This is a genomic window from Corynebacterium sp. LK14, assembly GCF_008042215.1.
Taxonomy (GTDB): Bacteria; Actinomycetota; Actinomycetes; order Mycobacteriales; family Mycobacteriaceae; genus Corynebacterium; species Corynebacterium striatum.
The window spans coordinates 79,447-93,531 of sequence record NZ_NOVQ01000016.1; the positions used below are offsets into that span (position 1 = coordinate 79,447).

13 protein-coding genes are annotated in these 14,085 nt (G+C 59.0%); 7 read left to right on the forward strand and 6 right to left on the reverse strand.

What is annotated here, in order from left to right; genetic code table 11:
- Positions 1–3 precede the first annotated feature (3 nt).
- Positions 4–501 (reverse strand): DUF3499 domain-containing protein, encoded by a 498-nt coding sequence (locus tag CHU71_RS09730; RefSeq protein ID WP_080548590.1) that lies wholly within the window; start codon positions 499–501, stop codon positions 4–6.
- Positions 502–595: 94 nt separating this feature from the next.
- On the opposite strand from CHU71_RS09730, the gene CHU71_RS09735 reads away from it, so the two are divergent.
- Positions 596–1,066: a metallopeptidase family protein gene (locus CHU71_RS09735; protein ID WP_147760935.1), complete on the forward strand. Its 471-nt coding sequence runs from the start codon at positions 596–598 to the stop codon at positions 1,064–1,066.
- Between the two features lie 87 nt (positions 1,067–1,153).
- On the opposite strand, the gene CHU71_RS09740 is transcribed toward CHU71_RS09735, so the two are convergent.
- The 3 genes from CHU71_RS09740 to CHU71_RS09750 form a co-directional block, all read right to left on the reverse strand.
- Positions 1,154–1,402: a WhiB family transcriptional regulator gene (locus CHU71_RS09740; RefSeq protein WP_005528147.1), complete on the reverse strand. Its 249-nt coding sequence runs from the start codon at positions 1,400–1,402 to the stop codon at positions 1,154–1,156.
- A 506-nt stretch (positions 1,403–1,908) separates the two neighbouring features.
- The gene (locus tag CHU71_RS09745; RefSeq protein ID WP_147760936.1) at positions 1,909–3,003 is read right to left on the reverse strand and encodes a sugar phosphate nucleotidyltransferase; all 1,095 of its coding nucleotides are present in this window, start codon (positions 3,001–3,003) and stop codon (positions 1,909–1,911) included.
- 87 nt (positions 3,004–3,090) lie between these two features.
- Positions 3,091–3,999 carry a glycosyltransferase family 2 protein gene (locus CHU71_RS09750; protein ID WP_147760937.1) on the reverse strand — a complete coding sequence of 303 codons (909 nt, stop codon included), beginning with the start codon at positions 3,997–3,999 and terminating at the stop codon, positions 3,091–3,093.
- Positions 4,000–4,169: 170 nt separating this feature from the next.
- Between CHU71_RS09750 and CHU71_RS09755 the strand changes: the two genes are divergently transcribed.
- Entirely contained in the window at positions 4,170–5,813 is a 1,644-nt protein-coding gene (locus CHU71_RS09755; protein ID WP_005528144.1) for an LCP family protein, read from the forward strand.
- Between the two features lie 99 nt (positions 5,814–5,912).
- Positions 5,913–6,584: a TIGR03089 family protein gene (locus CHU71_RS09760; RefSeq protein ID WP_049063892.1), complete on the forward strand. Its 672-nt coding sequence runs from the start codon at positions 5,913–5,915 to the stop codon at positions 6,582–6,584.
- On the opposite strand, the gene CHU71_RS09765 is transcribed toward CHU71_RS09760, so the two are convergent.
- Complete coding sequence (locus tag CHU71_RS09765; protein WP_049158671.1) at positions 6,581–7,474, reverse strand: LysR family transcriptional regulator; 894 nt, start codon at positions 7,472–7,474, stop codon at positions 6,581–6,583. The two genes, CHU71_RS09760 and CHU71_RS09765, sit on opposite strands and share 4 nt — an antisense overlap.
- A 137-nt stretch (positions 7,475–7,611) precedes the next feature.
- Between CHU71_RS09765 and CHU71_RS09770 the strand changes: the two genes are divergently transcribed.
- Genes CHU71_RS09770 through CHU71_RS09780 form a run of 3 tightly spaced genes read left to right on the forward strand, consistent with a single transcriptional unit; the run spans position 7,612 to position 11,670 of the window.
- On the forward strand, positions 7,612–9,270 hold the full coding sequence (locus tag CHU71_RS09770; protein ID WP_147760938.1) for a thiamine pyrophosphate-dependent enzyme: 1,659 nt from the start codon (positions 7,612–7,614) through the stop codon (positions 9,268–9,270).
- A 27-nt stretch (positions 9,271–9,297) separates the two neighbouring features.
- Positions 9,298–10,575, forward strand: coding sequence for an amino acid permease (locus CHU71_RS09775; protein ID WP_147760939.1), 1,278 nt, complete (start codon positions 9,298–9,300; stop codon positions 10,573–10,575).
- A gap of 54 nt (positions 10,576–10,629) precedes the next feature.
- On the forward strand, positions 10,630–11,670 hold the full coding sequence (locus CHU71_RS09780; protein WP_005528137.1) for a histidinol-phosphate transaminase: 1,041 nt from the start codon (positions 10,630–10,632) through the stop codon (positions 11,668–11,670).
- 26 nt (positions 11,671–11,696) lie between these two features.
- On the opposite strand, the gene CHU71_RS09785 is transcribed toward CHU71_RS09780, so the two are convergent.
- Positions 11,697–12,410, reverse strand: coding sequence for a TetR/AcrR family transcriptional regulator (locus CHU71_RS09785; protein WP_147760940.1), 714 nt, complete (start codon positions 12,408–12,410; stop codon positions 11,697–11,699).
- A 162-nt stretch (positions 12,411–12,572) separates the two neighbouring features.
- Here CHU71_RS09785 and CHU71_RS09790 point away from each other — a divergent pair, with 162 nt between their 5' ends.
- Positions 12,573–14,084, forward strand: coding sequence for an NAD(P)/FAD-dependent oxidoreductase (locus CHU71_RS09790; RefSeq protein ID WP_147760941.1), 1,512 nt, complete (start codon positions 12,573–12,575; stop codon positions 14,082–14,084).
- Position 14,085: the final 1 nt, after the last annotated feature.

A 14,085-nucleotide genomic window follows, 5' to 3' on the forward strand; every position in this document is an offset into this window, starting at 1 on the left:
TTTTTAATCTTCTCTGACGCGATGATGATTGCCGCGGTCGACGTCGCTAAGCGCGGCTTCCTCACTCTCGTCCCGCACAACCGTCAGGTGGGCGCGACGGTGTTGCTTCGCCTCACTGACACGTCGAGTGCGAAAAACCGGGTGATTCGAGCTATCCGGATCTGCACCATCGAAGTTCGCGGCGTAGTCGATGGGGTCAGAACCGGAGCCAGCACCATCGTCCACCAGGCCGGTGGTCACACGGCCAGCCTCACGCACGGCCTCAGCGAGTGCCATGAGGTCATCTTCCTCGTCCAGCTCGATGCGATCCACGCGCACCATCTCCCAGCCGATGGGGGCGGTGATGCGGGAGCTATGCTTCTCGCACAGGTCCCAGCTATGCGGGTCAGTCTCCTCCGCAAGCGGGCCAACGACGGCCGTCTGCTGTGAATATGCGTAGGTCAATGTTGCCACGGCAGGTCGGCCGCAGCCTGGGCGAGAGCAATGACGAGAATGATTCACGGCAATGAGTCTAAACCCTTACTTGAGATTTGAATAGTCGGGACTCGGCGCGCCCCGCACCGAAAAGCACCTGCGGAGTCCTAAGATCACGCTCATGACCATGCGCCGCCCACATGTACGCACGTTCCGCAATCGCCGTGGACGCGGCATGCGCGGCCCACTCCTGCCACAGACGACACCGCGTTTCCGCAGCAACAGCGAGCGCTTCGACATGGCAGTCCTCGAGGCCTACGCCCCGATTCAAAACGCCTTCGCGGAGCAGCTCGCGGGCCTCGACCTAGCTGTGGACACAGTTCCCCGCATGCGCCTTTCAGCAGACATGACCGTGCTGCCTGAAGAAATCATTGCCGATGGCCCGGTCCCTCTCGGACGCGTAGTTCCCGCCGGTGTGGATTCGGCCGGCCGTCCTACCCGCGCACGAATGGTGATCTTCCGCATGCCCATCGAGGAACGCGCACAGAATCCTGGAGAGCGGGCAGAACTCTTGGGGACAGTCCTCACCGCACTAGTGGCGAACTATCTAAATCTTGACCCCGAAGACGTCGACCCAAGGTTTAGTTGGTAAAGAAAAATCCCCCACCTAGCAGACGCTCAACCGAAAAAGTTGAACAGAACTAAACGGGGGGACTTGAGCTAAGTCGGCTTTAGCTAACTAGCCAATCTCACGCTTGAGGCGGCGACGCTCACGATCAGACAGGCCGCCCCAGATTCCGAAGCGCTCGTCATGCTCAAGGGCATACTCGAGGCACTCATCACGCACCGCGCAGGCCTGGCAGATGCGCTTAGCCTCACGGGTGGAGCCTCCTTTTTCTGGAAAGAAGGCTTCAGGATCGGTCTGCGCGCACAGTGCCTGGTCTTGCCACTCCTGCTCGACGGCGCCAAAAAGCTCGTCAAGCGACATCTCTGCGGCAGCACCGCCACGGAGAATAGCGCCATTATTCGAGTTTTTCTCCACGCTACTTCCTTTCTCCGAGGTTGGGTTGTTCTTACTTAGTGGCACCGACTGTACACCAGGACCAACAAAGCCAGTCCGGCACCGCCGATGCGTTTGATTACACTGATGTTATTTCACACCGGATCACTAAATATCGTCAACCTGACCAGAGTCCATTTTGCCCAAATTCGCCAAAAACGCAGCACACGATCCTCAACTTTCACATCCGCCACACAGATCCCCCCATGGGGGTAAGGTGTGGGGGTACTACATATAGTGGTGCCTCATGATCCTGTAAACAATTCCCAGGTTTGATCGGCGTGTCGCCACCACTCTGAATTTTCTAGTGGATCTCAAAAAACACTTTGGCCACTTTGATCCCATGTAGCACCCAGCGGTTACGCAAGCCCATAAAAATATCCCCCACCAGTGTCAATAGAGACAATGGTGAGGGAAACCCTCCAGCTCGAGCTTTAGGCGTCTGAGCTAAAGCGCACGCCCGCGTCAGGAATCTGCACGCCCGGGAAGACGCGCATGCCGCCCTTGAGCTCACAGCGCGCACCAATCACAGCGCCTTCGCCAATAACGCAGTTATCAATGTGCGCATTCGCCCCGATGTGGGCACCAGAGGCGATAATCGAGTTGCTGATAACTACGCCAGGTTCGATTGTCACGCCGTCAAAGACCACTGTGCCGTCCAAACGCGAACCTGCCCCCACCTCAGAGCCACGGCCCACTGCAGTACCCGAAAGCAGCAGGACGCCGCCGGCAATACCCGCGGAATCATCCACCACGGATTCACCCGTGCGGCCCTCCAGCAACGGCGAGTGCGCAATGCCACGCACCAAGTCCGAGGAACCGCGTACAAAGTCATCCGGGCGGCCCATATCGCGCCAGTAGGAGTTGTCCACGTGGCCCACTACCAAGCGGCCTTCCTCTAGCAGATTAGGGAAAGTCTCACGCTCGACCGAAACCACACGGCCGGCCGGAATGTTCTCGATAACTTCGCGCTTGAAGATGTAGCAACCAGCGTTGATCTGGTTGGTTGGTGGATCTTCAGTCTTCTCCAGGAACGCCGTCACGCGGCCATTGCTGTCCGTCGGCACGCAGCCAAACGCACGCGGATCCGCCACGTTGAGCAGGTGCATTGTCACGTCGGCGTTCTTCTCATGGTGAGTCTGCAGGATGCCGTTGAGGTCCATGCCGGAGAGCACGTCACCGTTGAAGACCATCACCGTGTCGTGGCGCAGCTTGTCATACACGTTGCGAATGCCACCACCGGTTCCCAGCGCGGTCTCTTCCACCACGTACTCGATCTCTAGACCCAAGTCAGAGCCGTCACCGAAGTACTCCTCAAAAACCTCCGCTTTAAAGGAAGTCGACATCACCACGTGGTCGATGCCAGCAGCCTTAATACGTGCCAGCAAGTGCTGCAAGAACGGGTAATTTGCAGTCGGCAGCATCGGCTTTGGAGTACCGATGGTCAGCGGACGCAAACGCGTGCCGCGGCCGCCTACAAGGATGACGGCGTCGGCGGAGGCACCCCATTGGGTAACTGCTTCAGTCATAACGAGGATTCCTTATTCGAATTAATCGACGTGTTATATCGGCAGATGTTGTATCGGGCTAAGTTTATAAGGCAAAAGGCGTGAGTATTAACTACGGCACGCAAGTGCCGTAACCGCATAGGCACGCAGCGTCAGGCCAGCTCTTAACACGAGCCGAATTGGCGCTTGCCACCAGTAAGGGTGACGGTCGGCCTGGAAGCGATACGCAGAATCATGGTGGGCGTGTAACATCGCGCCGGCGTGAGCCTGCGTCGAGTGGCCCTTAGCGTGGGTAATTATGGCATCTGGGCAGAAGACGTTGTTCCAGCCAGCGCGGCTAAAACGGTCACCCAGGTCGACGTCCTCCATGTACATGAAATAGCGCTCGTCAAAGCCGCCAATCTGTTCAAAAGCTTCCCAGCGCACCAGGAGGCAGGAGCCTGATAGCCAGCCAGCTACACGCTCTACTGACATGTCTTTATCGTCTCGGTACGCGCGGGACCATGGGTTGCCCGGCCAGATTGAGCCAAAGAGGGCGTGTCCAATCCCGGTCACCAGCGTCGGCACAGCACGCGCTGAAGGATAGTTGGACCCGTCCGGCTCTACGATGCGCGGGCCCACAGCCGCGGCCTGTGGGTTGCGGCGCGCGCACTCGAGCATGGTGTCCAGAGCCCCTGGCGTGAAGGTGACATCTGGGTTGCTAATGAGGAAGAACTCATCGTCGACCTCCCCCAAAGCACCGCTCTTGATAAGGCGTGCTCCCGCGTTCATTCCGCCGCCGTAGCCGATGTTTCCACCCGTGTCTAAAAACACAACGTTGGCGTGGCTTTCCGCGGCAGCCTGCGGGACCCCATCGGTGGAGCCGTTATCGGCTAAGACCACCGTGGCGGGTTGCTGGGTGGCATTCTCCAGCGAATCGAGGAAATCCCCAAGGTAGTGGCCCGGCGAATAGGTCACCGTCACCACTGCGAGGGGAGCGTTATTTTCTGTGTTCACGATGGTCCATAGCGTACCCATACTTGACGGGAGGATGCCGCCAAGACACTGCGAGCTAGAAGAAAATCATGCGCAGATCACGATTTCGCGCTTACCTCGCCTAAACTGTCACAAGACTAAAACAAATTAAGCATCGGAATCACCACCGATACCTACAGGTGAAGAACTCCAAAATAGAAGGTCCTCCCACTGTGTCATTTGAAAAAAGATCGGACAAGCAGCGCCGCGCTCGTGCCATCCAGCCCGCGCCATCTTCGGCGTCGACCGTCAAGCAGCAGGGTTCCAAGCCGCTAAAGGCAATCCTTACTTTCTTGTCGGCCGCGATTCTTGTTTTCTCTGGCGTGGGTTATGCCACCGTGGGCCGCGTGGGCGACGGAGTGGCCTCAGTGGGAAATTTGGCGCTCGGCAACCAGGGCGGTTTCAAAGCTAACACCCAGGACGGCGCAGTGGACATCCTCTTGGTGGGCAAGGATTCGCGTACCGATGCACAGGGCAATCCGCTCTCTGAAAAGGAACTGGCGGATCTGCACGCAGGTGTTGCTGAAGGCGAGGAGAACACAGACACCATCATGATCATCCGCATTCCGGATGATGGCTCACGCGCAACCGCGGTGTCCATTCCCCGCGATACCTACGTCGACGACGGCGAGTACGGCAACACCAAGATCAACGCGGTCTTCGCAGCGCACAAGGCAGATAAACTCAAGGAACTCGAAGAGGAGAATGCGCAGGCGGAGGCCCAAGGCGATAAGAAGCCGTACTCCGACAAGGAGATCGAGCAGAAGGGCGTCGAGGCCGGCCGCCAGGGACTTATCGATATGGTCCGTTCCCTTACGGACATCGATATCGATCACTATGCAGAGGTCGGACTCTTGGGCTTTGTGCTGCTTACCGACGCCGTCGATGGCGTCGACGTGTGCTTGAACAACGACGTCAAAGACGAGATGTCCGGCGCCGACTTCAAGAAGGGAAGGCAGACTCTCCACGGCGCCGAAGGCCTGTCCTTCGTCCGCCAGCGCTACGAGCTGCCACGCGGCGACCTCGACCGTATTGTTCGCCAGCAGGCCTACATGGCTTCGTTAGTCTCGAAGGTGCTGTCCTCAGGCACCCTGGCTAATCCGAATAAACTCTCCAGGATCGCCGATGCGATTGAGCGTTCCGTCGTCATCGATGAGGGCTGGGACGTCATGGGCTTAGTCACCCAGCTGTCTGGCCTGGCCGGCGGAAATGTCACCTTCACCACCATTCCAGTGACCTCCATCGACGGTGTCGGCGACTATGGCGAGTCCGTGGTGACCATCGATAAGGCTGAGGTCCACAAGTTCATGGATGACCTCGCAAGAACTGCGGAACAGGATGAAGCAGCCGCGGCGTCGGCAAGCGCTGAAGAAGGCTCCAACCCTTCGGAGCAGCCAGTCGCGGATGGCATCGAGCTTAACGTTCTCAACGCGGGCTCCATTGACGGTCTCGCGTCAGGCATCGGCAAGTGGCTCACCGGCGTGGGCTACACGGTCGAACGCACGAGCAACGCCGAGCCAGGCTTGTACGCGCAGTCGCAGATTGTCGCCGCCGACGAGAATGACCAGCGCGCCAAGGACCTCGCGGAGCAGCTCGGTGGCCTGCCCGTGACCTCGAACCCTTCCTTGGATGAAAACACCTTCGTGGTCGTTGCATACGACGACTACACCGGCCCATCCGATGAGGCCGCCCAAGCCGCTGAACCGGCTGAATCCGCTGCCAGCGACCAGGTAGGAACCCCAGGCAGTGACCTCGGAACGGCTATGGTTTCGCCGGAGATCGACGCCGGTGGCGACGGCCCGCGCTGCGTGAACTAAACGCCACACAAACTAAGTAATTCTCAAGCCGGGGCCTAGGGCCATCGCGCGAAAGCACTCCCTGCCACGCTAAGGCTAAGTCACCTACGATGGTCGGACATGGATATGCTTCAGCACCTACTTTCCGCAGATGCCGCAGCGCCGCGCCTGACTTTCTACAACGAAGCCACCGGCGCGCGCATGGATTTTTCCGCGCAGACCTTGGATAACTGGGTTTCCAAGATTGCCAACATGCTCTTAGAAGAGCTTGAGCTCGATTCCGATTCCCTCATTTTCTTCGACCTCCCTGTTTCCTGGCAGCCCGCGGTTATCGCTTTGGGCGCCCTTGCTGCCGGCGTCGACACAGCGTTCACGCGCGCTGAGCTAGACGGCGCAAGCCCCGATGTTATTTTTGCCGCGCCCGAGGGCTTTGCAGAGTTGACTGAGGAATTCACAGGCGCCGATGTTGTGCTCGTTACCGATGATCCATTCGGGCGCGGCGTCATCGAATCTGGCGGCGAATTGCCCGCTGGCGCCATCGACTTTGGGCCCACCGTGCGTTTCTACGGCGATCAGTTCTATGGCCCCACCACCGCTTTGCCGGAGCTTTATTCGGCCGCCGGCCCTGCCCAACGCGTGATGTCCGCGGGGTGGAAGGACAAGGATTCCTTTAAGAAGTTAATTCTCGAACCGCTCGCATGTGGAGGCTCCGCCGTTATTGTCGCCGGCATGTGCACTGCCGAGCGTTTAGAAGAAATCGCCGCCAACGAGAAGGTGGATCTGCGTCTTTAGCTGGCACGAACGCCATCGGCGGTGTTAATTCCCAGAAACTCCTGGAGGCGCGTGCCCACGGCATGGATTTCCGCGGCGGCAAAGTGCCCGCTACGCCAAGCCGCATGCAGGGGCACACCGCCTAGCATCTCCTCCTTGTTGCAGATGCGCAGGCCTACCGCGTCGTGGTCCTGCAGAGCACTGGAGATGGCGATTGCGCGCCCGGCTCGCGCGAGGGCGATGAGCGTAACGGTGTCCTCGCACTCGACGACGTCGCCAAGCACAGCGTGGCTGCGCCCTACGAAGGCATCGAAGAGCCCGCGCGAGACGCTGCGCCGGCCTGACATGGCGAGGCGATGAGTGACCAAGTCCTCCACGTCAATGCTGCCTTGGCCTGCTAGAGGGTGCTCCTTGTTTACCCAAGCCCGGATAGTGGCCTCCCCCAGCGGAACGGAATCGAGCCCCTCCTTTACTGGAATTGGCGTCACCACCACATCGGCGGTGGTATCTAGCGCTTGGTACACCTCGTAGTGCTCGACCGCCAGTGTGGTCAGAAGCGGAATTGCCCCGCGCGCATCAGCGATGAAAGGCGCCAAAATCGTCGAGATAGTTGTCGGCGTTGCGGCCACCTGCAAGGCGCGCATCTCGCCGCGTTGCAGCGCTGAAACCGCCTGCGTAGCCCTGTTATTATCTGCCACCAATTGCTGGCACACAGGAATCAATGCCTTGCCCGCCTCGTTGAGACGCAGCACCCCAGCTGCACGTTCGAAAAGCTCGAGCTCCAGCTCCTCCTCAAAGCGCCGCAGCTGGCGGCTTAGCGCCGGCTGGGTGATACCCAATTGCTCTGCCGCGGCGGTCACGGAACCGGTGCGCGCGAGCGCCAAGAAATATTTCGCCCTCGTGTAGTCCATAAAGCTTCATTTAACACGAGCTATTACCAATGGGCATGGATTTCAAAATCCTTAGACATTAGACAACATGGCCGAAAGTCCCTCACAATAAGGTGAAAATGTTGCACCAATCACAGAAGAAGGATTGTTTAAAAACTATGACTCGTCGCCATGTTGGCACCGCCATCGCTGAATCCCTCGCAGCACACAACGTCAAGCGCGCATACCTCGTCCCAGGCGAAAGCTTCCTGCCAGTGCTTGATGGGCTCTATGACAGCCCCATTGAAGCCATCGTTACCCGCCAGGAAGGCGGAGCTTCCTACATGGCAGAGGCACACGGCAAGGCGACCGGTGAGCCGGGCGTCGCAATGGTCACCCGCGGCCCAGGTGCTTCCAATGCCTTCGTTGGTATCCACACCGCCTGGCAGGATTCCACCCCGCTGGTCCTCTTCGTGGGTCTTATCCCCTTCCCCGACCGTGACCGTGAGTCCTTCCAGGAGTTCGACCCAAAGGCTTGGTTTGGCACCCAGACCAAGCAGGTCTTCATCCTCGATGACCCATCCCGTGCTTCCCACGTGGTGGCCGAGGCGTTCTTCCAGGCCAAGCAGGGCCGCCCAGGCCCAGTAGTGGTGGGCCTGCCGGAGGACATTCTCCACTTGGACTTCGACGGGGAGATTGTCCAGCCAATCAACGTGACAGACGGCGCGGTATCCCCAAGCGATATCACCGCGCTTTCCGAGGCCCTACGCTGCGCCGAGCGCCCACTCATCTTCGCCGGCGGCCCGCGCTGGACCCCAGAGTCCGCACGCCAAATCACCGAGTTTGCAGAGACCAACCAGATTCCGGTGGTCCACGATTTCCGCGCCAGCGACCGCGTCCCTTTTTCTTCCCCGGCCAACGCCGGCTGGCTGGGCTACGGCCGTGATGAGAAGGCAGCTGCGCTGCTCCAGGATTCCGACCTCGTACTCGCCGTTGGAGCAGTGCTTGGCGACGTCTCGACTGACGGCTACAAGCTGCGTCAAGGCGCAAATGACCGCAACTTCTTCATCAACATCGATTCCAGCCTGCGTGGCAACTCCGCAGCCGTCACCCGCCACATCCTGGCCAGCCCGGTAGCCTTCGCCGAAGCGCTGTCTGAGATCGATGCGGGCGAGGTCTCTGCTGCCCAGCAGCAGTGGTTCGCGGATGCGCACGCGGCGCAGGTGGCTTTCTCAACGGTTCAGGACGAAGCCGACTGGCGCCCGGCTCCTGAAGGAACCGCACACATCGAATCACTCATGCGCGCCATTCAAGAGCAGGCCCCAGAGGATTCCATCTACACCTTCGGCGCCGGCAACCACTGCATCTGGGCGCAGCAGTTTATGCACACCAACGTCTACCCCTCCCAGTTCAGCGTGCGCAATGGCTCGATGGGCTACTCCGTTCCAGGTGCAGTCTCCACCAAGCTGGAGTTTCCTGAGCGCACCGTCATCGCCATTGCTGGCGACGGCGAGTATCTGATGAATGGCCAAGAGCTGGCTACCGCCTTGCAGTACGGCGCTCCTTATCTGACCGTCGTGCTGTCCAACGGCGAGTTCGGCACCATCCGCGATCACCAAAAGAACCACTTCCCTGATCGCGTTTCCGGCACCCAGCTTTCCAACCCGGATTTCGCCGCCGTCGCCCGTGGCTTCGGCGCACACGGCGAGCTTGTCACTTCCGACGCCGAGGCAGGCCCTGCCGTCGAGCGCGCCCTGCAGGCTATGCGCGAGAAGCAGATTCCAGCAGTCATCAACGTGATTGTGGACCAAGCTCTGTCGCTGCCTGACAACGACTAAACCTGTCCCCAAACAAAGGATTTTTCAATGAGCGATACCGTTGCTACCGCTGTTGAGCGTGCGGAGGCCAAACCTGCTGGCTCCACGATGACTTGGGTCATCACCCTGTTCGGCACTGCCGTCGGCGCAGGAATTTTGTTCCTTCCACTTAACGCTGGTGGATTTGGTTTCTGGCCGCTGGTCTTTGCCACGGTCTTCATCCTGCCGCTGGTCTATTTCTCGCACCGCACCTATGTCCGAATAGTCAGTGGCGCGCCCATCCGCGACCACGGCAAGGACGTCCTGGAACTGGCCACGCAGTATTTTGGCCGCACCTCCGGCATCGTTATCGCCATTTTGTACTGGCTCGCTATCTTCCCCACAGTGCTGATTTACGGCATCAGCATCACCAACTCGGTCGATAGCTTCATCGTCAACCAACTGGGTGGACCTTCCATCAACCGGTGGGTACTCGCTATCCTCTGCGTGGGCATTATGACCGGCGCGTTCGCCGTGGGCCGCAAGCCCATGCTGTGGCTGGCCCAGGTGCTGGTCTATCCGCTCATCTTCGCTTTGGCAGCAACGTCCATCTATCTCATCCCACGCTGGGATTTTCAGAGCTTCCTGCACTACGACAACGGTGAAGGCGACTTTGGAATCCTCAAGGGAATCCTGCTGATTCTGCCGGTGCTTGTATTTTCCTTTTCCCACATGGCGGCACTGTCTCAGTTCGCACTAGACATGCAGCCGGCCTATGGCGAGAAGACCGCCAAGCGCGTTGACCGCACGGAGCTGCTTACCGCCATCTTGCTGGTGGTCTTTACCATGTTCTTCGTTTGGTCATGCGTCCTGGCTTTGGGGGCCGATGGAATGAATGAGGCACTGGAACAAAACATTCCGGTACTGTCCTACTTCGCTAACGTCACCGGCACCCCGTTCATGGCCTACATGGCACCCGTTGTGGTCATGTGCGCCATCATCTCCTCCTACTTCGGCCACATGCTGGGCACCGAGGAAGGCACAGAGTACCTGCTGCGCCTAGCAGCGCCAAAGCTGGCTGAGCGCATCTCGCACCGCAGCCTGCTCAACATCGTCTATCTCATCACCTTCGTTGGCACTACCCTGGTGGCGGTCTATAACCCATCCATCGTGTCGATGATTTCGGTCGTCGGTGGCATCTTCGTGGCTTTCCTCGTTTACCTGGTCCCGGTCTACATGTTCAAGAAGCTCGACGCTTTTTCCAAGTTCAAAAATGACCCGTGGAACTACTTCGTATTTGGCATGGGAATCGTCATCATGGCGGTTACCGTGTGGAACATGTTCTAGGTCTTATCAATCACTTCTTAAAAGTCGCTTTAAAGTAAGGAGTTTTAAAACCATATGCTTCGCCCTGATCTCAACAAGTTCCCTGATTACAAGCCCGGCAAGTCCGACGGCGACAAGCTGAAGCTCTCCTCCAACGAAATCCCTAACCCGCCGCTTCCCTCCATACTCGAGGCAATGACGCGGGCGGCAGCGGAGACCAACCGCTACCAGATCAATGGCTGCCCAGAACTGACCACCGAGCTTTCTAAGTACCTAGGCGTTCCTGAAGATCACCTCGCCATCGCGGCGGGCGCCTCGGCCATCGTTCAGCAGGCCATCGGAATGTCCTGCCACACTGGTGACGAAGTAATCTTTCCGTGGCGCAGCTTCGAGGCTTACCCGCTCTACGTGCGCATGGCCGGCGCGGAACCAGTGATGACTCCGCTCACCGAGGACGACCGCTTGGGCTTGGATGCCGTGATCGAGGCCATCACGGACAAGACCCGCGCCATCATCCTCTGCAACCCAAATAACCCAACCGGCACCACCATCACCAAGGGCGAGTTCCGCGACTTCATGGAGCAGGTTCCGAAGGACATCGTGGTTATCCTCGATGAGGCTTACTGGGAGTACAACGACGCGGAGGATACCCCGAACTCTGCCGAGGAGATTTTCAACTACCCGAACCTGGTGGGCGCCCGCACCTTCTCCAAGGCCTTCGGCCTTGCCGGTGCACGCGTGGGTTACGGAATCGCCTCCCCGGAGCTCATCCACGGCCTCAAGCTAATGACCATGCCGCTGACGGTTACCTACATGGCAGAAAAGGCTGCGATCGCAGCGCTTAACTCGGCAGAGGAGCTGCTTGCCCGCGTCAAAGAGACCAAGGTGCAGCGCGAGCGCGTAGCTGAGGCAATTGGCGCGCGCCCTTCCAAGGGCAACTTCGTTTGGATTCCACGCGGCGACGCCGAAGAGGTTGAACGCAAGCTTTCCGACGAAGGCGTCATCATCCGCCGCTACCTGGATGAGGGCGTACGCGTTTCCATTACCACCGAGGAAGAAACAAACATCTTCTTGGCCGCCTGGGAGCGTGCGGGTATTCGCCCATACGGCGAATAATCGCCTTCTATCCCATCGCCCTTTCCCTACTTAGACGGCGGTTGCTCACCTGGAACCGCCGGCAGGAAATCTGCCAATAACGCCGCCAAACCCGTTTGAAACGGATCTTCCGCAAACGGGTTGGCGGCTTTTTGCTCTTTAATTGCCGCAGCCGAAAGTTTTTCCAGCCATGCAGCACGGGCGCTGCGCAGATACGGTACTTCTACATCACCGTCTTCGGGAATCTCGAAGATTTCTTGGGGAGCATTGGCATCGAAGGCAGAGCCGTAGATGAAGGACTCCAGCATGATGATCCGCGGCAGAATCTGCGCGGATTCGACGCCGGCAAAGGCCAGTACCTCAGCTAATTTTTCGTACATTTTCACTGCCCGTGGAGCGCCTGACACGGGGGTAGAAGCAATGACCTCCACCAGCGGATAATGCCGCGCGAATACATCGCGGTAGGAACGCGCCCAGACCTCTAATGCGTAACGCACGCTCACCTCGCCCGCTAAGGCGGCGTCGAGAAGCGATGCGTCTACCTGTGCCATCACCGCGTCCTCCACGAGGATAAGCAGCTCGTGCTTGTTCTCAACGTGGTTGTACAGCGCACTCGGCCCCACCCCCATTTCGCGAGCGATTCGGGCCATAGTGAGCTTCTCGTACCCCTGTTTGTCAATAATTTTTAGGGCAGCCTCAGCAATTTTTTCACGAGTTACCAGCGCCTTTGACGGTCGACCTTTGGCACGCAAAAAATTCATGACTCTTACCCCTATCCAGACTCACACTGAGTCCTGTACAGTGACACGCAACACAAAATGAATGCTGTTCATTTTGCGCTTTGCTTTCATCAAATCTTCCCACAGTCGAGCACGTCTAGGCGCGCGATTCAACGGGAAGGCCATACTCAGGAGTGAAACACCATGTCATCTCTTTTCAGCAATGACTCCAACACCAACCCCGTCATCGAGCGCGATGTCGTCGTCATCGGCGCAGGTCCAGCAGGCCTCATGGCGGCCCGCACCCTGAAGAAGAAGGGTCTGTCCGTCGCAGTCCTCGAGGCACGTGACCGCGTCGGCGGCCGTACGTGGAACGGCAAGGTCAAGGACGCCGAGGGCGTAGAGCACTTCGTCGAGCTGGGCGGCCAGTGGATCTCCCCAGACCAGACCCGCCTCATCGCGCTCGTTGATGAACTAGGACTCGAGACCTTCCAGCGCTACCGCGAGGGCAAGTCCATCTACGTTGCCCCAGACGGCACCCGCCACGAGTATGAGGGCACCGTCTTCCCTGCTTCCGAGAAGACCATCGCAGAGATGGACCGCCTCATCAAGATCATGGACGACCTCGCAGCAGAGATGGACCCGGCGCGCCCATGGGCTCACCCGCGTGCGAAGGAGCTGGACTCCATCTCCTTCCGCACGTGGCTCGAGGGGCTGTCTGACGACGCCGAAGCAATCGACAACGTCTCCATCTACGTAGCATCCGGCATGCTGACCAAGCCTTCCTATGCTTTCTCCACCCTGCAGGCAGTGCTCATGGCATCCTCCGCAGGGTCCTTCTCTAACCTGGTGGATGAGGACTTCATCCTCGACCGCCGCGTGGTCGGCGGCATGCAGACCGTCTCCCTGACTCTGGCCAAGGAGCTCGGCGAGGACGTTTACCTCGGTACCCCGGTTCGCGAACTGCACTGGGCTGAGGTTGACCCAACCACTGCTGATGACCTCAACAAGATCGCAGCCGACGTTCGCAACGGCGTGCCGAACAACGGCGCTGCTGGCCAGGTGACCGCCTACTCCGAGAAAGTCACCGTCAAGGCCCGCTACGCAGTCCTGGCAGTTCCGCCAAACCTGTACAGCCGCATCTCCTTCGTACCGCCGCTGCCACGTGACCAGCAGATCGTGCACCAGCACATCTCCATGGGCTTGGTCATCAAGGTCCACGCCATCTACGACAAGCCTTTCTGGCGCGAAGAGGGCCTTTCCGGCACCGGCTTCGGCGGCGGCCGTTTGGTTCAGGAGGTCTACGACAACACCAACTACGGCAAGAACTTTGCTGCCTCCGTCGAGGGCGAAGAAGACCAGTACGGTACCTTGGTCGGCTTCGTCTCCGACGTTTATGCCGAAGAAATGTGGCACCTGCCAGAAGAAGAGCGCAAGGAGCGCATCCTGTCTGCAATGGCTGATTACCTGGGCCCGAAGACCAAGGAGCCAATCGCGTTCTACCTCTCCGACATGGCTGCAGAAGAGTGGACCCGCGGCGCATACGCCACCTCTTATGACCTGGGTGGCCTATCCCGCTGGGGCCACCTGCAGAACGAGCCGACCGGCTCCATCTACTACGCCTGCTCCGACATCGCTGCCGAGGGCTACCAGCACGTCGACGGTGCTGTCCGCCAGGGCGAGCTCGTCGCCCAGAAGATTGCCGATAAGGGTTAAA